Here is a 24616-nt window from a genome sequence, read left to right as displayed (position 1 = left end):
GAGCTCAGCGCGCGGCGGACATCGCCAGCAGGAACCACGCCGAGTGCGGGATCCACTGCTCGGTCCAGCGCCAGCCGTTGCCGGTGGCGCGGTGGTGCTCGGGCATGAAGGCGATGTCGTGCTCGTCCTCGAAGCCGCCGGTGATGCCGTTGAGGATGCCGCCGGGGACGTTCGGGTAATCCGGCTTGTACTCGATGTTGTTGCGTCCCACGCCCTTGATCATCGAGGAGTCGAAGGGGTTGAGGCCGGTCACCCAGTGCAGCTGGTCCTCCGCGAGGGTGCGCAGCCGTTCCCGCAACGGCTCGTCGCAGCCGTCCTGTTCGGAGGCGAGCCAGGCGGCGTAGGCGAGGGAGCAGATGGTGGCGTTCTCGCCCTGCCACCAGTAGCCGGTCTCGTTGTCGTGCGGGTAGAAGAAGCTGGTGCGCGGCTCGGCGCCGGTGGACTGCACGTACTGGCGTGCGCAGCCGAAGGGGTTGGCGACCTCGTCGGCGAGGAACGCCGCGTCGGCCATCAGCGCGAGCGCCGTCGTCCTGGCCTGACCGGCGGTGGGGGAGGACGCGCAGACCTCCGCGTACCGCAGCAGCGCCACGACGGGCAGGCCGGACTCGGCGGCGTGGAAGAAGGGGCGGCCCTCGATGTCGCCGACGAGGTGGTGGAAGCCGTGGCCGGAGTCGGTGCGGCGGTCCATGAGCTGCCGGGCGCGGCGCTCGGCGGCGGCGGTCAGGGCCGGGTCGGCGTCCGGGGTGGCGCGGACCAGTTCGACGGCGGCCATCAGGGCGCAGTAGTCGTCGATGACGGATTCCTCGCCGTCGTACAGGTACTCCTTGTTGTGCGCCTCCAGGTGGTCGAATCCCCGGCGGGCGGCGGCGAGGTACTCGGCGGAGGTGAAGTCGCCGTGGTCGTCGAGGGTCGAAGCGCGGGCGAGCGCGGCGATGGCGAAGCCGCCGCCCTGGCGGTAGGCGGCCTGCCAGCGCTGGGTGCGCACCGAGTCCTGCAGGGGCGCGTTGATGACGCGTTCGTCCAGGTTCTTGGTCAGTGCGTCGAAGATCGCCGTGTAGAAGTAGCCCTCGGGGGACTGGAACCGTACGAGGAAGTCCGCGCCGAACAGGGCCTCGTCGCGCAGCCGGTCCCCGAGAGCCTTGAGCAACTGCGGGGTGCGGCGCGTCAGGGTGTCCCGTGCTTCCATGAACGCCCAAGCGCACAGGGGAAGTTGCTGCGGGTTCATCATGCGTGTGTAGTTGAGGTGACTGAGGAACTTGCTGTAGTCACCGGATGCGTCGAGCCAGCCGCCGCGCGCGTCGACCGTGGTGCCGGAGTCGTCGTGGTAGAAGCCGGCGGTGCGGTCCTTGCGCTCGATGGCGCCGCTGGAGCGCACCGACTTGAAGTAGTACAGGATGTCGGAGAGCGTGCTCTGCTGGAGGACGCGTCCGCCGATGCGGAACGGCTCGGAGCGCTCGTCCCCGTAGACGATGCGGAAGACGCCCTCGTCGCGCACGTGGCTGAAGTCGATGACCCGGAACGTGCCCACCGTCCAGCGGTCCACCGCCTGTTGCGCGCCGACGGCCAGGGGTGTGTCGACGCCGTCGCCCACCAGCCGCGCCGCGCCCGCGGGTTCGGCGCCGGCCGGGCGGTCCGGGGCCGGACCCGTCAGCAGGACTACCGCCTTCTTGCTGCCGGCCGTGTTGTAGCCGATGTGGTTGGTCAGGATCGTCGCCATCGTCGGGACTCCTCCGGAGACAAAGTGGTCTTACGTGGTCTGGTGTAGACAGTCCGTCGTGTTCGCTCGAAGTCGCTCGAAGTCGCCCGAAGTCGCTCGTGGTTGCTCGCCCGGGTCTTCGCGGCTCGCTCCAGGGAGGCACGGAACAGCTCCATAGCGGGGGTTTTGCGACTTCATCAAGGCTCTGTGCAGGACCAGTTGGGCTGTCGAGAGAGCCGGTGTCGGGCTCGCGCGGTGTGCTGCGGATTGCAGCGAGGTTACTTGTTGTATTGCTTTGGTTCAACTGGTACGTTCCCTGCATTCTTTGGTATCTGATCAGTCCGGCGCGCCGTGACGCGACGAGACGCGATGAGAGGTGCGCATGGCTGTCAACCAAGCGCTGCCCCGGGCTCTGAGATCACTCGGGGGTGGCCGCCGCTCCCCGAAGCCCCCGGACGCACCCGCGACCCACGAACCGCCCCTGCGCCGGGCGACATCACTGCTGACCCGGCTGCGCCAGGACTCGCCCCTGCTGTTCATGACCGCCCCCGCGGCCATCGTCCTGCTGCTGTTCACCTATGTGCCGCTGCTCGGCAGCGTCGTCGCGTGGATGGACTACGTGCCGTTCCTCGGCTTCACCCACTCCGAATGGGTCGGCTGGGACAACTTCTCCGCGCTCTTCGAGGACTCCGCGTTCTGGTCGGCACTGTCCAACACCTTCCAGATCACCTTCCTCCAGCTCGTCCTCTTCTTCCCCGTCCCGATCCTGCTGGCCGTGCTGTTCAACGCGGTGGCCATGCCGATGGCGAAGAAGTTCGCGCAGTCGGTCATCTACCTGCCGCACTTCCTGTCCTGGGTCATCATCGTCGCGCTGTTCCAGCAGGTCCTCGGCGGCGGCGGGGTGATCAGCCGGATCCTCGCGACCCACGGCCACAAGGGGCTCGACATCATGTCGGACCCCTCCACCTTCAAGCTGCTGCTCACCGCGCAGGGCATCTGGAAGGACGCCGGCTGGGGCACGATCATCTTCCTGGCCGCCATCGCCGCCATCGACAACCAGCTCTACGAGTCGGCGACCGTGGACGGGGCCGGCGCCTGGGGCAGGTTCTGGCACGTCACCCTGCCCGGCATGCGCCCGATCATCGTCCTGATGCTCATCCTGCGCCTCGGCGACTCGCTCACCGTCGGCTTCGAGCAGATCCTCCTCCAGCGCGACGCGGTCGGTCCGGGCGCCGCCGAAGTCCTCGACACCTACGTGTACTTCAACGGCGTGGTGGACGGGAACTGGGGCGTGGCCACGGCCGCGGGCCTCCTGAAGGGCGTCGTCAGCCTGCTGCTCGTACTCGCCGCGAACAAGCTGGCCCACCGCCTCGGCGAGGAAGGGATCTACCAGCGATGAGCAGCAGTTACGGCAGGCCGGCGTGGCTCGGCAAGCCCAAGCCGGTCGCCGTCGCCCTCAGGGGCCTGGCGCTTGTCCTGATATGCGCCGTGGTGATCTTCCCGTTCCTGACAGTCGTCTCCACCAGCCTCGCCACCAACCGGCAGATCAACGCCAACGGCGGCTACGTGCTGTGGCCCGACTCGGTGTCGTTCGCCGCGTACCGCGAGGTCTTCGACGGCACCCAGGTGGGCCGCTCCCTCGTGATCAGTCTGCTGGTCACGGTCGTCGGCACCGCCTTCAGTCTGCTGTGCACCGTGCTGGCCGCGTACGGGCTGAGCCGGCGCGGCAGCCTCTTCCAGCGCGGACTGCTTGGCTACGTCCTGATCACCCTGCTGTTCGCGCCCGGCATCATCCCCGTGTACCTGATGGTCAAGCAGACCCATCTCCTCAACAGCTACTGGGCGTTGATCATCCCTACGGCAGTCAGCGCGTTCAACATCGTCATCGTGCGCGGCTTCATCCAGAACATCCCGCGGGAACTCTTCGACGCGGCCCGCATCGACGGCGCGGGGGAGTGGCGGATCTTCTTCTCCGTGGCGCTCCCGCTGTCGAAGGCCGTCATCGCCGTCGTCGGCCTGTTCATCGCGGTGGGGTACTGGAACAACTACTTCGGCCCGCTGCTGTACCTCAACGACACCAGCAAGTGGCCCCTCCAGCTGGTGATGCGCTCGTTCGTCCTCCAGAACAGTGTCACCACCACCTCCAGCACCCTGCCCGGACAGGCGACTGTGCCCGCCCAGTCCGTCCAGATGGCGCTCGTCGTCATCGCCACCATCCCGATCCTGTGCGCGTACCCCTTCCTCTCCAAGCACATGTCCAAGGGGATGCTCACCGGGGCCATCAAGGGCTGAACCCGCGCGTTCAGCCCCCTCCTTCACGGAGTGACATGACTCAGTCCCAGCTTCCGCACCTTCCAAAGCTCCCCCAGCTCAGCCGGCGCAGCCTGTTCAAGGGCGCGGCCATCGCGGCCGTCAGCGGCGGTGCCCTGTCCTCCCTCACCGCCTGCGGCGACGGCGGCTCCGCCGGTGGCGGCGGCGGTGGCGCCCCGGGCACCGGCAAGTCCGCCGCCATGCCGACGTACGTACGGCCGAACGCGCCGAAGCCCACCTACGCGGGCACCCCGACCGGTGTGATGGACGTCTACGCGTCGTTCCCGCTGGACGGCAAGCGCAGTGTGCACACCGAGGTCGGCGACGGCAAGGACTTCGAGTTCCTCGCGATGACGTACGGCCAGCCCGCGCCGCCCGTCTCGGGCAACGCGTACTGGCAGCTCCTGAACAAGGAGATGAAGCTCAACATCAAGGGCACGCTCATCCCCTCGGGCGACTTCCAGACGAAGTTCCCGGCCCTGGTCGCCGGCAACGACCTGCCCGAGGTCGTGTCCGTGCCCATGTACGTGCAGCTGTCCCGGCTCCCGCAGCTCGTCGAGAGCGAGTTCACCGACCTGAGCGAGCACCTCGCGGGCGACGCGGTGAAGAAGTACCCGAACCTCGCGGGCATCCAGGAGAGCGGCTGGGCCAACGCCTACTTCGACGGGCGCATCTACGGTGTGCCGCGCTCCGACCCGATATTCCAGACGCTGATCTACACCAAGACCGATGTGATCGCGAAGGCGGGCGCCGACGCGCAGCCGAAGAACCTGGCGGAGTTCACGGCCCTCGCGAAGGCCGTCACCGACCACCGCGCGGGTGTCTACGCCTTCGGCGGCACGGACAGCGGGGTGCCGCTCGCCAACACCCTGATGATGATGTTCGGCGTCCCCAACAAGTGGACGAAGAGGAGCGACGGCTCGTTCGTCGCGTACTTCGAGCACGAGCAGTTCATCCCGTCCATGGACGCGATCGCGAAGCTGTTCAAGGCGGGGTACTTCCACCCGGACGCGCCGACCATGAGCAAGACGCAGCACGACGCGCTCTTCCGTGCGGGCAAGCTCGTCCTCATGGAGGAGGGCAACCGCGCCTACGGCGTCGTCGCCGACGACCACGACCTCGAATTCGGGATGATGGTGCCGTTCGAGAAGGACGGCGGCAAGCCGCTGTACTGGGAGAACTCCGGCGCCTACGCGGTCACCATGATCAAGAAGGACGCGCCGAAGGCCCGCGTCGAGCGGTTCCTGCGCGCCATGGACTACCTGTCCGCGCCGTTCGGCAGCTACGAGTCGCTCGTCATCAACTACGGGCAGAAGGGCCCCGACTACACCGTCCGGAGCGGCACGCCCGTCGTCAGCACCCGCGGGCAGCGCGAGATGGACCTCAGTATCCAGTTCACCGTCGGCGGCCCGCAGGTCCTGTGCTATCCGCAGGGCACCCCCGGCGGCGACAAGCTCAACTGGGACTGGCAGACGAAGGTCGCGCCGATGTTCCTGAAGGACCCGGCCGTGCACCTGTACTCGCCGACGTACGACACCAAGGGCGCCTCGCTCAGCCAGCACATGAACGACGCCATGAAAGCCGTGGTGTTCGGCCGCGCGCCCGCGTCGTCCCTCAAGGACGCCGTGCGCACCTGGAAACAGGGCGGCGGTGACCAGATGGCGCGCGAGTACGCGGAGTCCGCGAAGAAGTCATGACGGGACGACCCGTTTTACGAACGTGCCGCGCGCGGCCCGGCCGGCTCCCTGGCGACGTGCCGGCCGCCGCGCGCACAAGAGGACCGAGAGGACCCCGATGAAACTGCGAGGCTCAGCCTCGGCCCTGGTCGTGGTGGAGGGCACCGACCTCCACCACGACCTGATCGGCGCCGCCCTGGCGCTCCAGGAGATCGTCCTGGAGGCGGGCGTGCCGGCCGGACGGGCGGTGGGCGTGGACCGTTTCACCGACCCGCTGCCCGCGACCGCCGAGGCCGACGTGTACGTGCTCTACCGCTCGTCGACGACGTTCGCACCGGCGCAGCAGCGGGCGCTGTCCGACCTGGTGGCGGCGGGCAAGGGCGTCGTGGCCCTGCACGCCAGCAACCTGTTCGGGTTCGGCCCCGGCGGCCTGGACGCGGACGCGGCGGCGCACCGGCTGATCGGTTCCCGGTACCTCTCGCACGGCGCGAACGGCTCGGAGGGCCGCTTCGACGTCCGCGTCACGGCCGCCCATCCGGTGACCCGGCACCTCGACGACTTCGCCATCGACGACGAGTTCTACGTCCTTCAGTACGCCGACGACGTCCGTGTCCTCGCCGAGCGGGAGCGTGCCGACGGCAGCACGGAACCCCTCGTCTACGTGCGCGAGCACGGCGCGGGCCGAGTCGTCTACAGCGCCCTCGGCCACGACCCGCGCGCCTGGGGCAACCCCGGTTTCCGGCAGCTCGTGCGCCAGGCCGTGCTGTGGGCGGCGGGCCTTGACGACGAGAGCGAGGTGGACAGCTGGTCGACGCGGTGGCCGCTGGGCAACGCCCGGACGATCGGCTCGCCGACGGCGCGCGCCACTGCACCCGTTCGTCCGGCGGCGGCCGCGACACCGTCCCACGAGGAGGGCGAAGGCACATGACCCCCTCACCGACACCGACACCGACACCGGCGTCCGCACCCGCGTCCCCGCCGCCGATCGCGGCCCAGCTGTGGTCGCTGCATGACGAGGCGTCCCGGGACCTGTTCGGCGTCCTTGCGAAGGTGGCCGCGCTCGGCTACCCGGCCGTCGAGACCATCAGCCTCTACGGGCACGCCCCCGGCGCGGTCCGCGACCGGCTCGCCGCCCTCGGGCTGGTCCTGTGCAGTGCGCACGCGCCGTTCCCCGCGGGCAAGGACGCCGACGCCATCCTCGACACCTACGAGGAGGCGGGCGCCGACACCCTCGTATGGAGCCTGGAACCCGAGGAGTTCACCGACCGCGCCACCATGCTGCGCGGCCTGGAACGCGTCAACGAAGGCGCCGCGAACGCCGCCGCGCGGTCCCTGCGCGTCTCCTACCACAACCACTTCGCCGAGTTCCGGGCCGTGTTCGACGGCAGGACGGCCTACGACGTGCTGCTCGAAGCGCTCGACCCGGCCGTCAGGATCGAACTCGACACCTACTGGGCGCACACCGGCGGCGCGGACCCGGCAGCCGTCGCCGCCGGTCTCGGCGCGCGCCTGGAGTCCGTCCACCTGAAGGACGGGCCCGCGCTCGGCATGGGCGACTACATGGTGCCCTTCGGCGAAGGCGTCGTCGACGTCGACGCCGCCGCCCGCGCCAACCCCCACGTGCGCTGGAACATCGTGGAGATGGACCGCTCGCACCACGACATGTACGACCTGCTCGGCCGCGCCTACGACCATCTCGTCGGCCGGGGCCTTGCCCGAGGAGAGGTGTGATCCCCATGCGTGTACTCCTGCTCGGCGGTACCGGGGTGATCTCCGCCGCCGTCGTGCGCGAACTCGTCGCCACCGACGCGGAGGTGACGGTCCTCGTCCGGGGCACCGCCACCGGCCGCCCGGTGCCCGACGGTGTCCAGGTCCTCCACGCCGACCTGCGCGACGACGCGGCCGTGCGTGCCGTGCTCGGCGACGAGACGTTCGACGTGGCCGTCAACTTCATCGGCTACCACCCCGACCATGTCGCCGCCGACGTGGCCCGCTTCACCGGTCGCGTCGGACAGTACGTGTTCATCTCCACCGGTTCCGTCTACGCGCGCCCCGCGCCCCGGCTGCCTCTCGACGAGTCGTCCGCCCGCCGCGCCGGTGACTTCGACTACCCCCGGCTGAAACTGGAGTGCGAGGTCGCCGTCGAGGCCGCGTACCGGGACGGCTTCCCGGCCACGATCGTGCGCGCCGCGCACGTCTACGACGAGAGCGTGGTGCCCGTACTCGCCGGATGGACCGTCGTCGACCGCTGGCGGCGCGGCCTGCCCGTCGTCGTGCACGGTGACGGCACCTCGCTGTGGAACCTCCTGCACGCACGCGACTTCGCGCGCGCCCTGTGCGCGGTCCTCGGCGACGACCGCCTCACCGGCGAGTCCTTGCACATCACCCACGACACCCCGATGACCTGGGACGCCATCCACATCGCCTTGGCCCGCGCCGCCGGTGTCGAGCCGCTGCTCGTCCACCGTTCGAGTGAGGACATCGGACGCGAGATCGCCTGGATGGGGCCCGTACTGACCGAGGACTTCCGGCACTCCCTTGTGTACGACAACAGCAAGCTGCACCGCCTCGCCCCCGGCCTGCCCGCCGCCGTCCCGTTCGCGCGCGGCGCCGATGAGATACTCCGGTGGTACGGGGCCGACCCGGCGCGCCGGCGCGTCAACAAGGACGTCGACGCCGCGTTCGACCGGCTGGCCGGGGATCACCGTGACTGAGCCCCACGGGTGCGCGCGTGGTGGAAAAATGGACCGTGGCGCGGCACGACGGCGCCGACGGCGGCAGGGAAGGAACGGTCAGCGGTGAACACGACGCCCGAAGGCACGGCGCCCCTCACCGTGGACCACCACGAACCCCTGTGGGTGCAGGCCGCCGCCGTCATCGAGCAGCGCGTCGCGGACGGCACGCTGCCACCCGGCCGCAGGCTGCCCGCCGAGCGGGAGCTGTGCGCCCAGCTCGACATCAGCCGGGTCACCCTGCGCCGCGCCCTGACGCACCTCGGCGAGCAGGGCGTACTGCGCAACTCGCACGGACGCGGCTGGTACGCGGCGGGCGAATCGGCACGCCAGGACCGCGCGGCCGGGGCCGAGCGCGCCGACCGCGAGTGGCCCAACTCCCTGGAGTCGTTCACGGAGACGGCGCGCCGCAAGGGGCTGGTCCCTTCGTCGCGCGTGCTGCGCTCGGCCACCGGGCCCGCGAGCCTGGACGAGGCCGACGAGTTCGGGGTCGCCGCGGGCACCGAACTGTTCCGCCTCGACCGGGTCAGGCTGCTGGACGGCCTGCCCATCGGCATCGACGCGTCGCGGGTGGTACTGGGCCTCGCGCCGCACCTGACGGAGACCGACTTCTCCCGCTCCTCGATGCTCGCCGAGCTGACGGCGGCGGGCTGCGAACCGGTCAACGCCGAGTCGATGATCGAGGCGCGCGGCTGTCCCGAGGACCTGGCGGAGCACCTCGGGCTGGGGCCAGGCGACCCGGTCCTCGTGATGCAGCAGACGATGGCGGACGCGGGCGGCCGGACCGTCCTCGTCACCACGATCACCTACCGGGGAGACCGGTACCGGCTGCGGACGGCCTTCGTCCGCGGCGGTTCCCTCTGACCGGGCCCGCCACCCGCTGACCCGGCCCGGCCACGCCGCCGGGCCGGGCCGTCCCGGGCCGGACCCGCCACCCTCGGTGCCCGGCTCCGAACCGGCCGGGGCGGTGTCCGCGCCGGGGCGGTCACCTACGGCCGCCGGCGTACCGGCGCCCGTACGCCGTGCCGGCCCCTCGCCGGCTGCCCGCCGCCGTCCCGCCCCGACCGTTCCTCCGTACGCACCGTCCCTCCCGTACACCGGTGCCACAACGCACCGCGCCACCTCCCACCAACGCATCGGGACCGGTCCGCCCGCCGCCACGGCCGACCCCGCGCGCGACCCGCGCCCGGGACACGGCCGGCGGCGAAACGTCCGCCCGTGAAAGGAACTCCCCCGTGTCCGTAGTGCCCGAAGGGACCATTCCCTACCTGGAAGGCCGCGCGTCACAGCCCGCGGCTCTCGAACGTGTCACCGCCCGCGTCGCCGAGCGGATCGCCGCACTCGGCGCCCCGCTCGACGCGCTGCGGCCCCTGTTCGTGGGCATCGGCGCGAGTCACGCCGCGCTCGCCCTGCCCGTACGGCTGCTCGCCGAACACGGCGTCCCCGCGCGCCGCGCGCTCGCCGGCGACCTCGGCCCGCGGCCCGCCACCGACGACGCGGACCTGGTGGTCGGGGTCTCGCAGTCCGGGCGCAGCACCGAGACGCTCGACGCGCTCGGCCACGTCGGCCGGGAGCGGAGCGTGGCGCTCGTCAACACGGCGCCGTCGCCGCTCGCCGCCGCCGCGGGCCGGGTGATCGACCTCGGCAGCGAGCCCGACTCCTACGCCTCGACCATCGGCTACACCGGCACCCTCATCGGACTGACGCTGATCGCGGAGGCCCTCGCGGGGGTGCCGCTCGCCACCGCGAGCGCCGCGTGGGCGGGCATCGGCGAGCGCCTTCAACGGTACGAGGCAGGTGTCGGCGCGGTCGTCGACGACATCGCGGGCCGGGCGTCGTGCGCAGTGGCCGCGGACCTCGTCGGCGCGGGCGCGGCGCGGTCCGTCGCCGAGGAGGGCGCCCTGCTGCTGCGCGAGGTGTGCCGGGTCCCGGCGGCGGCCATGGTCACCCGCAACTACCTGCACGGCGCGATGGAGTCGGCGGGCCGCACCCTGCACGTCGTCGTCGGGGACGGCCGGGAGGTACGGCTCGCCCGCACGCTCGCCGCCGCGGGTCACCTCACCCTCGCGGTGACGGCCGTGCCGCTGTCGGCGAAGGACGTGCCGGGCGGTTCGCTGTTCGTCGCGCCCGTACCGGACGACGTGCCGCTCGCCGTGCGCACCGTCCTGGAGACGGCGGTCGTACAGCGCCTCGCCGGGGCGCTGGCGGCGAGCAGGGGCGTCGAGATCGAGGAGTTCGTCTTCGAGAGCGACGACACCAAGACCGAACAGACGCTCGCATGAGCGGCCGGGCGACGGCGGACGGAGCGGCCCCCTCGGGCGCCCCACTCGTCGTGGGGGTCGACACCGGCGGTACGAAGACGGCCTTCGCCCTCGCCGACGCGGTGAGCGGCGCGGTGCTTGACGAGCGCACGGTGTCGAGCGACGGCTGGCAGACCCGGTCGTTGCGGGACGCCGCCGCGTGGCTGGGCTCCCGGGTCCGCGAGGTGACCGCCGGCGCGGGCCGGCCGGTGGCGGCGGTCACGGTCGGTGCCCACGGGTGCGAGTCGCCCGAACAGTGCGGCCGGCTCGCGGAGTCGCTAAGGGCGCTCCTCGACGTCCCGGTCGCGGTCCTCAACGACGCCGAACTGCTCGTCCCCGCAGCCGGGTTCGCGCACGGCGTCGGTGTCGTCGCGGGCACGGGCTCGATCGCCGTGGGACGCCACGCCGAGACGGGCGCGTACCTGAAGGCGGGCGGCTGGGGCTGGGTGCTCGGCGACGAGGGCTCGGGCTCCGCGCTCGTACGGGACGCGGCGCGCTCGGTGCTCCGTGCGGCGGACGCGGCCGGGCCACCCGGCGACGCGCCCGGCGACGGTGGCGGTGACGGGGCGGGCCGGGGTGACGTCGATCCGCTCGCTGCCGTGCTGCTCGCGTCGTTCGCGCAGCCCGGCCTCGACGAACTCGCCGCCGCGATGAGCTGGGACGGCGGCGTCGAGACCTGGGGCGCGCACGCGCCCGCCGTGTTCGCGGCGGCCGACGCCGGTTCCCCGCTCGCGCGCGGGGTGATCGCGGACGGCGGGCGCGCACTTGCCCGGCTCGTGGCCCGGCTGGCCGAGCGGGGCGCCCGGGTGGACGCCGTCGTCGCAGCGGGCGGCGTCATCGGCCGCCAGCCCCGCCTGTATGACGCGTTCGCCGCGAGCCTCGGGGAACTTCTTCCCGGCGTTGCCCCCGTACTGCTGGAAGCCGCCCCGGTGCGCGGGGCGATCGCGCTCGCCCTGCCCCTCGCCCTGCCCCTCGTCCGCTCCGGAGGTCGTTGACATGCGCTGGTCCCACGTGGTGTCCGCCCGTACGAGCGAGACGGTGGAGGTGCCCGACGCCCCGCCGGGCCCCGGCGAGGTCACCGTACGCACCGTGGTCTCCGGCATCTGCTCGTCCGAACTTCCCGCGTGGAAGGGCCACAAGGGAGGTGCGCCCACCCGACTCGGCCACGAACTGTCCGGCGAGATAACGGCGTTGGGTAGCGGCGTGTACGGCTGGCGGGTGGGCGAGGCGGTCACCGGGTTCGCCTCCGGGGCGTACGCGGACTCCGTGAACGTACCGGCCGACGCACTGCTGCCCGTACCCGCGAACGTGGCGGTCGACGAGGTGCTCGGCGAGCCCGTGGCCTGCGTGCTGGAGGCCCTGTCGCGCAGCGGACTGCGTCCCGGGCAGCGGGTCGCCGTGGTCGGGCTCGGCTTCATGGGGCTCATCGCGCTGCAGGCCGCGGCCACCCACGCACCGGCCCGGCTGGTGGGCGTGGACCCCGTACCCGCCGCGCGGGAGCTCGCCGCGTCCCTCGGCGCACACGAAGTCTGTGCGCCCGAGGACGCGGAGGAGAGGTCGTTCGACGTGGTCGTCGAGTTCACCGGCGCGGCGTCCGGCCTGCGTCGGGCCGGTCAACTCGCCTCTGCACACGCCACGTTGTGCATCGGTGGCTACCACCACAGCGGCCCGCGCGAGCTGGAAGTCGAGCTGTGGTACCGCGGTGTGACGCTGGTCAACGGCTTCACCCCGCAGCGCCACCGTCACCTCGCGGCCCTGTCCGAGGGCCTCGGCTTGATCTCTGCACGACGGCTGACGCTGGCCCCGCTGATCACCCACCGGGTCGCCCTGGACGAGGTGGACCGGGGCTTCGGGCTGATGGTGGACCGGGCGCCGGGGTTCGTGAAGTGCGTGGTGGTGGGGGAGAGCGGCTGACGCGGCTGTTTCCGGGGTGCCGCCGGCCTGTTCCCCTGCCGGCCTGTCCCCCGCCGGCAGGGGCGGGCCGGCCGGGGCCGGGTTCCCCCGCGAAGACCCGTCGCCGCCGGCGAGCACGCCGATACGGCGGTACGGCGGCTGCGGCGGTACGTGCTGCGGGCTACGGCGGTACGCGGCGGCGCGAGCCCCTTCGTTGTGCGTGCCGACCGTACGTACACCGCGCTCGGAGCCGCGCGCGACGGACGGCCCGGAGTGGTGGTGGGCGCGGTGGTGACCGGACGGGACAGCGGCACGACATGGCGGCGGCCGAGGCAGGTGGGACGTGACGCGGCGCGGCCTGCGCGGTGGGCCTGCGCGCTGGCTTGACGCGGGGGTGGGGTAAACCGAACCACCGACTTCCGTGCTGGCACGATCGAACCGGGAGCCCCGGGCCGGGAACCTTGAGGCATGGAGAACATCACGCAGAACCCGACCCGCACCCGTTCGTCTCGTCCCGCTCGTCCCGCTCGACCGGGCTCCTCCGAGGTGGGCCGCACCGGCGACCGGACTCCCGCGCAGGCCTTCGGAGGGATCCTCGTGCGGATCCTCAAGGAGCCTTTCCGCGCCGCGACCTGGCGCCGGTTCGCCTATCTCGTGCTCGCCCTGCCGGTGGGCCTGCTGTGCGTGCCGCTCGCGCTGGTCGGCGGCCCCGCCGGGCGCCTGCAGCGCGGGCTGGCGCGCTCCCTGCTCGGTGCGGAGGTGCCGGAGCCCGGGCGGACGGGGCCGCTCGCCTTCGTGCACGCCGTGCTGAGCGCCCCGCTGAATCTGGTGGCTGTCGTCGTATCCGGCTACTTCTGGACGGTCGTCGTCATGAACATCGGCTATCCACTGCGGCCCGACACCACTGCCGCGAGTCTCGCCCACTCGTGGGGCGGGCCGTCGCTCGCGGGGGCGTGGGCCGTGCACGGGCTGGGCGGAGGGGTGCCGTTCCTCTTCCTCACACCGTGGGTGATGCGCGGATTCACGGCGCTGCAGACCCAGTTGGTCCGCGCGCTCCTCAGCGGGCCGGCGTCCGGGTTCCGTCCCGGGCCCGACGCGGGCCCCTCCGTCCCGGACTCCGCCGCTCCCTCCGCCCCTGTCTCCGGCTCCGCTCCCGCAGCCGGTTCCGGCACCATGGACCTCCACCGAGGGCGGGCCGTCGCCCTGGCCCTCGGGGTGTCTGCGGTGTGCGCGGTGCTGTCCATACCCGTCATCCACCAGCTGTGAAGGCCGCCCCGAGGCCCCTGCACGGTCCGGGCGTCGCGGCCTAGGGTGAATCCCATGCAGCCTTTCCGTCGACTGCTCCCGCCCCGCCGGACAGCTCCCCGCGTGGGGGTCCTCGCCAGGGCGGCGGCGTTGCTCTACGCCGTCCTCGCCCTCCCGTTGGCCGTCATTGGAGCGCTGGCCGTTCTCACGGCCCTGCTGCTGGGCGGGGCACTGTCGTGGACCGCGCTCGGCACGTGGGTCATCGCGGCCGGCGTCCGTGTGGCGCTCGCGCTCGGTGATGTCCAACGAGCCCTGACGGGAGGGTTGCTGGGGGTGCGGATCGAGGCGGCGGGCCGACGGGGGCGGCCGAGCGGCGGGCGAGGCCGTGGCGAGGGGCCGCAGGAGGCCCGAGATGAGGGCGGCGCGTTCGCCTGGCGGCGGTCGCTGCTGGGCGGCCGGGCGGGCTGGCGCGCGGTGGGGTGCGCGCTGCTCGCCCCCGTGACGTGCCTGCTGCCGCCGGTGGCCGTGGTCATCGGCTATGTGCACGGGACGCTGCTCGTGTTCATGCCCGTCATCCGGAGGTGGGACTACATCACGGTGCGGTCGGGGGACGGTTCGGTGCGGCATGTGGGGCTCATGGTGGAAGGTGTGGTGTTCGACGACTGGCCCCTGGCGGCCGTGCCGACGGTGGTGGGCGTGCTGCTGCTTCTCTCGGCCCGGTGGCTCGTGGCGAACGCGCTGGTCCCGCACCGGCTGCTGCTGGCCTCGCTGCTCGGCCCGGACCGGGCGGATCTGCGGATCCGCACCCTGGAGGAGACCCGAGCTCTCGCGGTGGACGACGCGGCGGCCACACTCCGCAGGATCGAGCGGGATCTCCATGACGGCACGCAGGCCCGGTTGGTCGGGCTCGGAATGCATCTGACCATGATCAGGGAGCTGGTGACCGGGGGCGCGGACAGCGAGCAGGTGCTGCGGGTCGTCGAGACGGCCCAGGGCAATGCGAAGCAGGCCGTCGCCGACCTGCGCCACCTCGTGAAGGGCATTCACCCGCCGGTGCTCGACCAGGGGTTGGAGACCGCCCTCGCCACGCTCGCCGCTGACTGCGGAGTGCCGGTGGAACTGGACACAGGTCTGGAGGGCAGGCCCACGCCGGCCATCGAGTCCATCGCGTACTTCTGCGCGGCCGAAGCGCTCGCCAACACGGTCAAGCACAGCGGCGCGACCGCCGTGTCGATCAGGATGTTCGGGGCGGCGGGGGCGCTGCTGATGAGCGTGGAGGACAACGGACGCGGCGGGGCCGAGGTGGGCGCGGGCAGTGGACTGAGCGGGCTGCTCGCCCGGGTGCGGACGGTGGACGGCACATTGCGCTGCGACAGCCCTGTCGGTGGGCCTACGGTGGTCACCGTTCTGCTCCCCTACCGCTGACAAGGAGGACCGCCGGGATGCGTGTGGTCATCGCGGAGGACTCCGCGATCCTGCGGGACGGGCTCGCCCAGCTCCTCGCCCTGCGCGGCGTGGAAGTGGTGGCGGCGGTGGCGGACGCGACGGCCCTGCTCGCCGCCGTCGCGGAACACCGCCCGGACGCGGCGGTGGTGGACATCCGGCTGCCGCCGACGCAGACCGACGAGGGGCTGCGAGCGGCAGTGGAGATCCGGCGCACGGCACCCGGCACGGGCGTGCTGATCTTCTCGCAGTACGTGGAGACGAAGTACGCGGCGCAGCTCATCGGCGACGGCGGGGCGGGGGTCGGCTACCTGTTGAAGGAACGGGTCGTGGACATCGGTGAGTTCGTCCTCGCGCTGGAGCGGGTAGCGGCGGGAGGCACCGCGCTCGACGCGGAGGTGGTGGCGCAGCTGTTCGGCGCGAGCCGCCGCGCCTCGGAACTGGACGCGCTCACCCCGCGCGAGCGCGAGGTGCTGTCGCTGATGGCGGAGGGCAGATCCAACCTCTCCATCGCGACCGAGTTCACCGTGTCGGAACGCGCGGTGGAGAAACACATCGCGAACATCTTCACCAAGCTGGGCCTCACACCGTCGGAGCCCGGTCACCGCAGGGTCCTCGCCGTCCTGCGGTACCTGGACCACCAGTAGGCGCGGGGAGCGGCGACCACAGCCAAGGAGCGCGGAGATGTCCCTGATCCGCCCCGATGCCGACGCGTCCGTCGTGGTGCGCGACGCGGACGCGGAAGTGGTCGGCAAGGCGCCCACCGCGATCCGGCTGCTCGCCGACGCGAGCAGCACCGGCGGAGCCCTGTCCACGCAGCGCGTCACACTCGGGCAGGGCGCGCCCGGGCCACCCCGCACCGGCACGCGAACTCGGCCGAGCTGTTCTACCTGCTCGACGGGACCGCGCAGTTGCGCTCCGGCGAGCAGATCGTGACAGCGCGAAAGGGAGATCTCGTCGTGGTCCCCCCGGGCGTCCCGCACACCTTCGGCGCCGCGCCCGGCGAGATCGCGGACCTCCTCATCGTCATCACCCCCGGCGTGGAGCGTTTCGCGTACTTCCGGCACCTGGAGCGCGTCGCCTACGGGGAGGTCGCGCCGGAGAGTCTGCTCGATGTGCAGGAGATCTACGACACCTCCTTCCTGCACAGTCCGGCGTGGGAGGGGGCCCGGTCCAGACCGGCCGGAGAGCGGCCCCGGACGGCCGGGGGGACGGCCGGGGGACGGCCGGGGGACGGCCGGGGGACGGCCGGGGGACGGCCGGGGGACGGCCGGGGGACGGCCCCGTCGGCCCCGGATCCCCGTGGTGCCAGGATGGACGGCATGACGACGATCGAGGGGCATGTCGCGGCCGGCTTCGAGCCCGTGCGTGCGGCGTTCGAGGCCAACTTCGCGCGGCACGCGGACGTCGGCGCGGCCGTGTGCGTGTACCAGCACGGGCTGCCGGTGGTGGACCTGTGGGGCGGGATCGCCGACCCCGATGCCGGGAGGCCGTGGGAGCGGGACACGCTTCAGCTGGTCTACTCCGCCACGAAGGGCGCGACGGCGACCGCCGCACATCTGCTGGTGCAGCGCGGGGAGCTGGATCCGGACGCTCCCGTGGCCTCCTACTGGCCGGAGTTCGCCGCGAACGGCAAGGCCGGGATCACGGTGCGCCAGTTGCTGTCCCACCGGGCGGGCCTGGTGGCCCTCGACCAACCGGTTCCGGTGGAGCAGGCGTTGGCCTGGCAGCCGATGGTTGACGCGCTGGCCGCGCAGCGACCGCAGTGGGCTCCGGGTACCGCGCACGGTTACCACGGCCGGACCTTCGGATGGCTCGTCGGCGAGGTGATCCACCGGGTGTCCGGCCGTACGCCGGGCCGTTTCTTCGCCGAGGAGATCGCCGCTCCGCTCGGGCTGGACTTCTTCATCGGCCTGCCGGACAGCGAGCGCGGCCGGGTCAGCCGCATGGTGTACGAGCAGCCGGCCGTTGACCTCGCCACGGTGCCCCTCGATCTGGTGCCCGAGGAGTTCCGCGCGATGGTCGCCGCGCTGCGTGACCCGGCGTCCCTGAGCACGAGGGCGTTCGCGTTGACCGACCCGGCCGCGATCGACTTCAACGCGCCCGAGGTGCAGGCCGCCGAGATCCCGGCCTCCAACGGCATCGGGACCGCGCGCGGCCTGGCGCGCCTGTACGCCGGGCTGATCGGTGAGGTGGACGGCGTACGCCTGCTCACCTCGGAAACGGTCGCCGCGGCGACCGAGGAGCAGTCACACGGCGACGACTTGGTGATCATGTTGCCGAGCCGGTTCGGCTCCGGATACATGCTGCCCACCGAGGCGAGCCCGCTGACCGGCCCGAGCGCTTTCGGCCACCCCGGCCGGGGCGGTTCGCTCGCCTTCGCCGACCCGGGGCACGGCATCGCCTTCGGCTACGTCATGAACAACATCGTCGAGGGGGCCGACGACGTGCGTGCGGCGTCGTTGGTCGAGGCGGTGCGCAAGGCGCTGGGCTAGAGGCGCTGCGGCAGGGGCCGGGGGCCAGGGGCCAGGGGCCCGGGTGCCGGGGCACGGGGCAGGGCCGGTCGGGCGGCGCCCGTGCGTCGTTCATCCCGCGCACGAGGCGGCCCGCTCCCCGCCGGACCCGTGGACCCGGAAACCCGTGGAGTCGTGGACTTGTGGCCCGGTGAACCGGTGGGCCCGGTCGACGCGGTGTCCTCGCGCCGTAGGACACGCTGAGCTGCGGAGCCGCCGGGGACGCCGCCCCGTTCGGCGTGCCGGACAGGCGGGCCTGTGCCGGCCCGCAGGAGACGCGGACGCGCAGGACCGTCGACACCACGGAACGGTTCCCCTGCCACGCTCGGCCGGTGCGGGTACGGTCGGGTGTCATGCCGCCGCGTGTCCTCGCCTCCGCCACCGTCCCCCGACAGCGTGGCGGTGGCGTCCGGCCGGCCCGCGAGGCGGTTCCCGGGCGGTGGTGGACGGGGCCGTGGGCCACGGCGCTGGGGCCTGCGCTGCTCGCGTCCGGGCTCGGGCTGTGGGGTGTCACGCGGCAGGGTTCGATGTGGCGCGACGAGTCGGTGACCTACCAGGTGGCGCACCGCAGCGTCCGGCAGATCGGGCGGATGCTGGCCCATGTCGACGCGGTGCACGGCGTCTACTACCTGCTGATGCACGCGCTGTTCCAGATGTGGGACGGCGGGCTGACGGTGCTGCGGCTGCCGTCCGTCGTGGCGACCGCCGCCGCGGCTGCCCTGGTGGCGCTGACGGGGCGCCGGCTCGCCGGCCATCGCGCCGGGCTGGCGAGCGGAGTGGTGTTCGCCCTGGCGCCGCTGGTGCAGATGTACGCGCAGGAGGGCCGGTCGTACGCGTCGGTGGGCGCGCTGGTCGCGCTGGCGACGTACCTCCTCGTGCGGGCGCTCGACGGCGGCGGGCGGTGGTCGTGGGCCGGGTACGCGGCGGCGGCGGCCGCCGCGGCCTGGCTGCACGAGTTCGCCCTCCTGGCGCTCGTCGCGCACGGCATCACCGTGCTGAGCGCCGGTGTGCCGCGCGCGGTACGGCGCGCGTGGTGCGTCGCGGTGGGGGCGGCGGTCCTCGCGGTCGCGCCGCTCGCCGTGTTCAGTACCGGCCAGTCGGACCAGGTGTCCTGGATCGCGGGCCCGGATGTCGCGCAGTGGGCCGGGATCGCGGGGGTCACCGCGCTGGGCGTCGGCTGCGCGTACGGGGTCGCGCGGGCGGCGGGGGCGGACGCGGCGGGTGCGGGGCCGGTGTCGCCCGCCCGGCTCGGGCTGCCGTTGCTGATCGCGCCCACGGCGCTGCTGCTGGCCGCCGCCGCGTACCGGCCCATGTACGTGGACCGGTACGTCCTGTACTCGTACGTCGGTCTCGCGCTCGTCGTGGGGCGGGCGCTCGACCTGCTGCTGGCGTACCGCCCGGCGCGGGATACTCCCCGGGCGCGGCGGTGGTCCCGGCTCGGGGTGCGGGCCGGGGTGGCGCTCGCGGTCCTCGCGCTGCTGCCGGTGTCGTTGGAGATGCGGACGCCGGACAGCCGGAAGGACGACGTCGCGGCCGTCGCGTACACGGTGCGGCGGATGACGGCGCACGGTGAGGCGGACGGCATGCTGTTCATGCCGGCCAGGCGGCGCGAGTGGCGGCTCTCGTATCCGGGCGCCTACCGGGGCCTGCGGGATCTGGCGCTGCGGCGGGGCCCGGTGCGCTCGCGCACGCTGGAGGGCGTGGAACTGCCCGCGCCGGTGATCCGGCAGCGCGTGCTGGGGGCCCGGCGGATCGTGGCGCTCACCGATCCCGGGGACCAGCCGCTCGACATGTCCCGCCAGGAGGCCGTGAAGCGGGAGGTGCTGGGGCGCTTCTTCGTTCAGTGCGCGCGGGTGCCGGTCCAGGGTGCCCAGGTGGTGCTGTACGCGCGCCGCGGCGACTGTCCCGCCCGGCGGCCCGGCCCGGGCCCGGGCCGGATGGCGCCCTGACCGTCTCCCGTACGACCGCGCTGCTCGACGGGCTCGACGCGCTCGATGCGCTCGACGGGCCGCCTGATCGCGGGCCCCGCGCGGTCGGCGTCCGTCTTTGCGTCGCACCGGGCGGCCGATCGGCCCGGCCGGCCGCCCGCCCCGCGTCCGCGCCGAGCCCGGCCGGCCGCCCTGCGTCCCCGCCGAGCCCCGCCCGTCGACCGCCGGGGTCCGTCGACCGCCCGGGTCCGTCGGTGCTGTCAGTTCTCCTGGGCCGCGTTCAGCACGGACAGTGCCGCCTGCTGGCAGCCGTGCCCCTGCGCGTACAGCGCGAACGGGCCGTTCCAGTGCGGGCCGTACTGGTCGAGCGTGTTGCGGTCGTGCGCCTGCGCCGCATCGGCCTGATGGTCCAGGTAGGCGCTGTACGGGTGGTCGGACAGCGTGCTGTTGAGCGCCGCGAGACCGCGTACGTAGGGGCCCTTGAAGGTGGCGCCGTCCGAGGAGCAGTCGTTCGCCTCGCCGATGTCGCTGAGGACGCCGGAGGGGTTGAGGGCGGCCGACGTGGTGGACGCCGTCGCGAGCGTCCGCGCCGTGTTCAGCAGGGAGGTGTCGCCGGTCGCGCGGTACAGCTCGTCGAGCCCGCCCAGGACCACGCCCTGGTTGTACGTGTACGTCTGGCCGGTGGGCGCGCAGGTGCCCGAGCTGAGGCCGTCGGCGATCAGGTGGGCACCGTTGATCATGCCGCTGCCCTGGAACCAGGACCACTCCGCGCGGGCCCGCCCGAGGTACGTCGTGTCGCCGGCGATGCGGTTGTGCAGGGCGGCGTCGAGTTCCAGGTAGAGCTCGTTGGTGACGGCGTTCTTGTAGCGCTTGTCGGTGTCCGAGCTCCACCACACGCCGCCGCCGCAGGAGCCGGTGTCCCAGTACGCGTTCATGTGGTCGGCGTCGGCGCGGGCCGTGTCGAGGTAGCGGCTGTCGCCCGTGAGGTCGTACGCGTCGATCCAGGCCATGCCCCACCAGCCCGTGTCGTCCAGGTAGTTGTTGGTGAAGTTGCCGCCCTGGGCGTTCTTGTTGAGGTCGTACGTCGTGGAGATGGCGTACCGGTAGCTGCCCATGCCGCTGACGCGGCTGTTGTCGATGATCGCGGTGAGCGCGTTGGCGCCGGTCCACCAGCCGTTGGACTCGAACAGGCCGGTCTTGTTGTCGTAGAGCATCATCAGCGCGGTGGCGGCGGCGGTGCTGGGGGTGGCGGCGTTGCGGTTGACCCGGGCCCACTGCGTGCAGGCGATGGCCGTTCCGCCGGCTGCCTGGCCGCAGGCGCGCAGGGCGCCGACACCCGCGTTGACCCAGTCGTCCACGTTGTACATCTGGCTGCGCCAGCCGGCCGAGCCGGCCGGGGTGCTGGTGTCGCCGAGCTTGCTGCCCGATGCCCACGTCCGGCCGCCGTCGAAGGAGCGGTCGAGCCAGACCTCGTCTCCCTGGCCGCCGTTCCCGATGGTGGCCCAGCCCATGACATCGTTGTCCGACAGCATCAGCGTGATGGTCCTGCCGCCGACCGTGGCGGTGGCGGCGGTGCGCTGGCTCGTGGCGTTCGACGGGTCGCGCGCGTCGCAGTAGAGGTCGCAGATGCCGGCGGCCGCGGTGGCTTCCCGCGCCGGCGCCGGTGCCGCGGTGGCCTGTCGCGTCCGGGCGGGGGCTGCCGCCGCCCGGCCGGGCAGCGCGAGGAACGACGTGAGCAGGCACAGGGCCAGGGTCGTGAGGAGCGTCAGATGTCTCCCGCGCGTGATGGCGGTCCGTACGGATGTGGGGTGCACGGCTGTCCTCTCCGGTCGCGGTGCGCGGCCGTCGTCGTGGGGGAGCGCGCGCCGGACGGGAAGCGCGGCCACCCCCAGGGGAGCGCTCTGGGCGCGGACACGTCAAGGGGGCCCTCCGCCAAGTCTCCGTCGCGTCATCCGCCGAGCCTTCGCCGAGCAGCTGTCGGGTCTCCGCCAAGCCACCCGCCGAGTCTCCGCCGAGCATCTGTCGAGTCTCTGTACAGCGGTCGATCACCGGTATACCGTCACGCTTGACCTTGACGTTTGAAACGTTTCATCCCTCGCTTTCCTCCGTGCGAAAGGCCGCGAAACCATGACCTCAAGGCAGCACGACGACGCCCCGAGCCCCGGACGCCCCGCCTCCGCGCAGCGTTCCGGTCCCGCCCGGCGGACCGTCCTCGCAGCCGGCGCCGCGGGCGTCGCCGCAGGCGCCGTCTCGTTCGGCCCGCTGTCCGGCACCGCCTTCGCCACGCCGCCCGCGCACGCCACCGGGCCTGCCGCGGCGGGCAGTTGGCACCGTTACGTACAGGGGCCCTCGTCCCGTACCGTCCGCCCCGTCCGGATCCTGTCCGGCTCCGTCACCGGGGACGTGAGAGACCCCGAGGGCCTGCTCGCACCCGGCGGCCGGCCCACCGTCCTGACCAGAGCCCGCCCCACCGCGCCGCCCGCCTGGCCCGACGGCACCACCGCGCAGGCGTCCTCCGCGCACGGGCCGAACAACGGCAACGACGGCAACCCCCGTACGTACGACGCGAAGAACGCGATCGACGGCGACCCCGGCACCTTCTGGAACGACGACACCCAGGGCGTCTATCCCGACATCCTCACGGTGACCATGCCGGCGGCCCGCGCGCTGCCCGGCGTGACCGTGCTGTCCAACCAGGACGGCGTGCCCACCGCGTTCACCGTCGAGACCTGGGACGGTTCCGTCTGGCAGAGTGCCGCGAGCGTCACGGGCAACACCGCCGTGCAGCGGCCCGTGCCGTTCGACGCGCCCGTCACGACCACCTCCGTCCGCATCACGGTGACCGCCGACCAGAGCACCCCCGCGGGCGAGTTCACCCGCGTCAACGAGGTCTGGCCCGATGTCGTACCGGTCATCGAACCGGCCGGTGTCACCCTCGACTTCGGCAAGGTCGTCGTGGGCTACCCGCGGGTCCGGTTCGCCTACGCCTCCGACAACAGCCCGGGCGTCCGGCTCGCGTTCTCCGAGTCGACACAGTTCCTGTCCACCCGTTCCGACTTCACCCGGGGCGACCAGGCGGGCGACCCCGGCCAGGGCACCGACCAGTTCGCGGTGCCCGTCCGGGGTGCCGACTGGCACGACGACAGGCGCGGGTACGGGGCGGGCGACGACCCGTCGGCCCCCGACAAGGTCTACGCGGACGGGCTGCACGGTTTCCGCTACCTGAAGATCACCCTGGACGCCCTGGCGTCCGACGCGCCCGCCGCGCAGCCCTGGGGCACGGTCGCCGTCGACTCGGTGGAACTCGACTTCACGGCGTACGTCGGCACGCCCGGCAGCTACCGGGGCTACTTCCAGTGCTCCGACGACGAACTGAACCGCTACTGGTACGCCGCCGCGTACACCAACGAGCTGGTCACCGACCACTTCCGGCGCGACGACGTCGACCCGCGCGACGCGTTCTCGCCCACGCTCGACGGCAAACTCGTGCTGCACGACGGCGCGAAGCGCGACCGGGACCCGTACGTCGGGGACCTCGCGGTCTCTGCCCGTACGCTCTACCTGACACACGACGACGCGGCCGAGGCCGCGCGCAACGTGCTGGCCGACCTCGCCGACCACCAGCGTGCCGACGGCTGGATACCGCCCGCGTCCATCAACAACTACACACTCCCGCTGTTCGACTATCCGCTGTGGTGGGTGACGTGCAGTTGGGACTACGTGCTGTACACCGGCGACCGGGCCTACGCGGCCCGCTACTACCCGCAGCTGGTGAAGCTCCTCGACACCTGGTACCCGAGCGTCACGGACAGCGCGGGCCTGCTGAGCAAGGGCCTCAACGGCACGGACGGATACGGCGATTACGCGTTCCTCGGCCGCACGGGGCGCGTCACGTACTACAACGTGAACTACGTGCAGGCGCTCAAGGACGCGGCGGCGTTCGCGACGTACCTCGGCCACGGCGCCGACGCGGACCGGTGGACGCGACGCGCGGACGCGGTCGCGAAGGCCGTCAACACCCTGCTGTGGGACGAGGCGGCCGGCGCCTATCTCGACTCCGCCACCGGCGCCGTGCGCCACGCCCAGGACGGCAACGCCATCGCCATCACCGCGGGCGTCGCCGGGCCGGACCGCGCGCTCGCCGCGCTCGACCACCTCGATGCCACGACGAAGACCCGTTACGGCAACGCGTTCATGGACAACGACACCCTGTTCGGCGGCGCCTCGCAGCGGGTCTACGCCTTCACGTCGTACCCGGAGTTCGTGGCCCGCTTCGAGAGCGGGCGCGCCGACTCGGCCATCGACCAGATCCGCCGCACCTACGGATGGATGGCCGGCCACGACCCGGGCATCACCCACTGGGAGGGCGTCGGCCCGAACGGCTCGCTGTACGAGGACGCGTACACGAGCTGCGCCCACGGCTGGTCCACGGGCGTGCTGCCGGCGCTCACCAACCAGTTGCTGGGCGCCATGCCCACCGCCCCCGGCTTCGCCGAGTGGGCCGTACGCCCCTGCCCGGACACCTCGGTGACCTGGGCGCAGGGTCAACTGCCCACACCGCACGGACCGCTGGCCGTCCGATGGGAGCGGGGCCACGGTGCTGCCCTCACCGTGTCGGTTGACGCCCCGCACGGCACCCGCGGCTCGGTGGCGCTGCCGAAGGGCGAGGGCCGGCTGGTCGTCCGTTCGGGCCGCAGCGTCCTGTGGGACGGCCGCGGGGCCCGCGCGAAGGGCGTCACCGAGGACGCCACGCACATCACGGTCACCGGTCTCGGCGCGGGCTCGCACACGTTCACGACGGCCGCGAAGTAGTACCGCACACGGACGGGCCGTTTCCCCTCGTCGCAACGGCGACGAGGGGAAACGGCCCGTCCTGGTAT

The 24616-nt window shown here is 72.6% G+C and carries 18 protein-coding genes and 1 pseudogene; 17 read left to right on the top strand and 2 right to left on the bottom strand.

The annotated features are described in order from the left end of the window. Positions 1 to 4 precede the first annotated feature (4 nt). Positions 5 to 1717 (bottom strand): glycoside hydrolase family 9 protein, encoded by a 1713-nt coding sequence (locus tag OG310_RS15580; RefSeq protein WP_329456483.1) that lies wholly within the window; start codon positions 1715 to 1717, stop codon positions 5 to 7. A gap of 361 nt (positions 1718 to 2078) precedes the next feature. On the opposite strand from OG310_RS15580, the gene OG310_RS15575 reads away from it, so the two are divergent. From OG310_RS15575 to OG310_RS15500, 16 genes and pseudogenes are all read left to right on the top strand, one after another. Then, positions 2079 to 3095, top strand: a complete 1017-nt coding sequence (locus OG310_RS15575) for an ABC transporter permease (protein ID WP_329456482.1) — start codon at positions 2079 to 2081, stop codon at positions 3093 to 3095. After that, positions 3092 to 3988 (top strand): carbohydrate ABC transporter permease, encoded by an 897-nt coding sequence (locus tag OG310_RS15570; RefSeq protein ID WP_329456481.1) that lies wholly within the window; start codon positions 3092 to 3094, stop codon positions 3986 to 3988. The genes OG310_RS15575 and OG310_RS15570 overlap by 4 nt, the downstream gene beginning before the upstream one ends. Before the next feature lie 35 nt (positions 3989 to 4023). Continuing rightward, positions 4024 to 5703: a hypothetical protein gene (locus OG310_RS15565; protein WP_329456480.1), complete on the top strand. Its 1680-nt coding sequence runs from the start codon at positions 4024 to 4026 to the stop codon at positions 5701 to 5703. Positions 5704 to 5800: 97 nt separating this feature from the next. Next, positions 5801 to 6610: a ThuA domain-containing protein gene (locus OG310_RS15560; RefSeq protein ID WP_329456479.1), complete on the top strand. Its 810-nt coding sequence runs from the start codon at positions 5801 to 5803 to the stop codon at positions 6608 to 6610. Continuing rightward, positions 6607 to 7413 carry a sugar phosphate isomerase/epimerase family protein gene (locus OG310_RS15555; protein ID WP_329456478.1) on the top strand — a complete coding sequence of 269 codons (807 nt, stop codon included), beginning with the start codon at positions 6607 to 6609 and terminating at the stop codon, positions 7411 to 7413. The genes OG310_RS15560 and OG310_RS15555 overlap by 4 nt, the downstream gene beginning before the upstream one ends. A 5-nt stretch (positions 7414 to 7418) precedes the next feature. Beyond that, on the top strand, positions 7419 to 8396 hold the full coding sequence (locus OG310_RS15550; protein ID WP_329456477.1) for an NAD-dependent epimerase/dehydratase family protein: 978 nt from the start codon (positions 7419 to 7421) through the stop codon (positions 8394 to 8396). An 84-nt stretch (positions 8397 to 8480) separates the two neighbouring features. Continuing rightward, positions 8481 to 9278, top strand: coding sequence for a GntR family transcriptional regulator (locus tag OG310_RS15545; protein WP_329456476.1), 798 nt, complete (start codon positions 8481 to 8483; stop codon positions 9276 to 9278). A gap of 371 nt (positions 9279 to 9649) precedes the next feature. Further along, positions 9650 to 10696: an SIS domain-containing protein gene (locus OG310_RS15540; protein ID WP_329456475.1), complete on the top strand. Its 1047-nt coding sequence runs from the start codon at positions 9650 to 9652 to the stop codon at positions 10694 to 10696. Next, positions 10693 to 11709 (top strand): BadF/BadG/BcrA/BcrD ATPase family protein, encoded by a 1017-nt coding sequence (locus OG310_RS15535; protein WP_329456474.1) that lies wholly within the window; start codon positions 10693 to 10695, stop codon positions 11707 to 11709. The genes OG310_RS15540 and OG310_RS15535 overlap by 4 nt, the downstream gene beginning before the upstream one ends. Before the next feature lies 1 nt (position 11710). Then, positions 11711 to 12628 (top strand): alcohol dehydrogenase catalytic domain-containing protein, encoded by a 918-nt coding sequence (locus OG310_RS15530; RefSeq protein ID WP_329456473.1) that lies wholly within the window; start codon positions 11711 to 11713, stop codon positions 12626 to 12628. Between the two features lie 447 nt (positions 12629 to 13075). Beyond that, entirely contained in the window at positions 13076 to 13873 is a 798-nt protein-coding gene (locus OG310_RS15525; RefSeq protein ID WP_329456472.1) for a hypothetical protein, read from the top strand. 54 nt (positions 13874 to 13927) lie between these two features. After that, complete coding sequence (locus tag OG310_RS15520; RefSeq protein ID WP_329456471.1) at positions 13928 to 15277, top strand: sensor histidine kinase; 1350 nt, start codon at positions 13928 to 13930, stop codon at positions 15275 to 15277. A 17-nt stretch (positions 15278 to 15294) separates the two neighbouring features. Beyond that, positions 15295 to 15942, top strand: a complete 648-nt coding sequence (locus tag OG310_RS15515) for a response regulator transcription factor (RefSeq protein ID WP_329456470.1) — start codon at positions 15295 to 15297, stop codon at positions 15940 to 15942. Positions 15943 to 15979: 37 nt separating this feature from the next. Beyond that, positions 15980 to 16467: pseudogene (locus OG310_RS15510) on the top strand (cupin domain-containing protein); the annotation flags it as partial. A 150-nt stretch (positions 16468 to 16617) separates the two neighbouring features. Continuing rightward, complete coding sequence (locus OG310_RS15505) at positions 16618 to 17790, top strand: serine hydrolase domain-containing protein (protein ID WP_329460201.1); 1173 nt, start codon at positions 16618 to 16620, stop codon at positions 17788 to 17790. Between the two features lie 371 nt (positions 17791 to 18161). Next, positions 18162 to 19757, top strand: a complete 1596-nt coding sequence (locus OG310_RS15500; RefSeq protein ID WP_329456469.1) for a glycosyltransferase family 39 protein — start codon at positions 18162 to 18164, stop codon at positions 19755 to 19757. A gap of 239 nt (positions 19758 to 19996) precedes the next feature. On the opposite strand, the gene OG310_RS15495 is transcribed toward OG310_RS15500, so the two are convergent. After that, the gene (locus OG310_RS15495; protein WP_443078853.1) at positions 19997 to 21454 is read right to left on the bottom strand and encodes a glycoside hydrolase family 76 protein; all 1458 of its coding nucleotides are present in this window, start codon (positions 21452 to 21454) and stop codon (positions 19997 to 19999) included. A 409-nt stretch (positions 21455 to 21863) separates the two neighbouring features. Here OG310_RS15495 and OG310_RS15490 point away from each other — a divergent pair, with 409 nt between their 5' ends. Beyond that, a complete protein-coding gene (locus OG310_RS15490; protein ID WP_329456468.1) occupies positions 21864 to 24548 on the top strand; it encodes an alpha-L-rhamnosidase-related protein in 2685 nt (894 codons plus the stop codon). The last annotated feature ends 68 nt before the right edge of the window (positions 24549 to 24616 follow it).

Origin of the sequence: Streptomyces sp. NBC_01497 (genome assembly GCF_036250695.1) — a bacterium.
In the GTDB taxonomy this organism is placed as follows: domain Bacteria; phylum Actinomycetota; class Actinomycetes; order Streptomycetales; family Streptomycetaceae; genus Streptomyces.
This window is presented reverse-complemented; position numbering and strand designations above follow the sequence as displayed.